This window comes from Pedobacter sp. UYP30 (assembly GCF_040547165.1).
GTDB lineage: Bacteria > Bacteroidota > Bacteroidia > Sphingobacteriales > Sphingobacteriaceae > Pedobacter.
On sequence record NZ_JBEPPD010000065.1, the window covers coordinates 1 to 1,072 of the forward strand.

1 protein-coding gene is annotated in these 1,072 nt (G+C 30.6%); it reads left to right on the top strand.

The genetic code is table 11. The features are described from left to right. On the top strand, positions 1-939 hold a 939-nt coding region (locus tag ABIB40_RS20690), incomplete at its 5' end, for a hypothetical protein (protein WP_354361856.1). Positions 940-1,072 lie beyond the last annotated feature (133 nt).

Here is a 1,072-nt window from a genome sequence, read left to right on the forward strand (position 1 = left end):
CGTTGGCTGCAAGCTAAAAGAACGACCACAATGAAACATACAATTATATTTTTACTGACATTTTTAGGACTGACAAGTAATGTTTTTGCTTATCCTATTTCGCCAAGACCATTAAGACAACTTGTAACTGAAAGTCAGTATATAATTGTTGGCTATGTTGTAAACACCTATGAAAAGAAAAAAGATAAAGATGATTGGGGTTCAAGAGTGGCGAGGATTGCAGTTTTAGAAAATTTACAAGGAAAAATCAGTAAAGACACTATTGAAATTGAATTTAATCCAAATATGATTTGTCCTTCACCAGACAGATATTTTGATAGCACCTATGTAATTTCATTCATAGACAAGGACAAAAAAAGTGGTAAGTTTCATACTCACGCCCTAAATTATGGTGCGAAGACATTAAACAAAGAAGAAATAGAAATTTACAAACAAAGAATTTCGGAAATTCAACAAATTCTTAAAATTTCAGACACAGTAAAACAAAGAAATAAAACTGTTGAATGGCTTGTTAAATGTGCGGAAAATGAAACAACAAGATGGGAAGGAACTTTTGAGTTAAGTCCAGAAAGTAACTTTATGTCATATTATTCAAGAACTAAAAATCAAGACTTTAAAAATGTCATTAATACTGAACAAAAAGAAAGACTTAAAAAAGCATTATTAAATTCAAATGAAACGATAGATTTTGGACTAGTTGATTTAGTCTACAAAGACAATGAAACTCAAATTGACGAATTATTATTTACGAAACTCAAAAACTTAAAAGAAGATGAATATTGGATTGCTGATAATTTTATGAATAGACTAAAGCATAAAAATACTTCAAAAGAAATGAATGAGATTATGGAAGAATTTGACAAACTTCAATTTGAATATGAAAAGAATGACGAACTCAAAAAGACAATAGAAAAATTTATAAAGCTTATTGAAAAATAGCCTGACAGCCAACATCGGTTTGGCAATATGGCGGGTTTAGTGCTAAATCGAAGATTTTTGCTTCCTTTGAAGTTCAGTGATTATAGAAAGTTTCGGCTTCTGCATCCGCCACATCGCCAAGCCGAAAAACGTT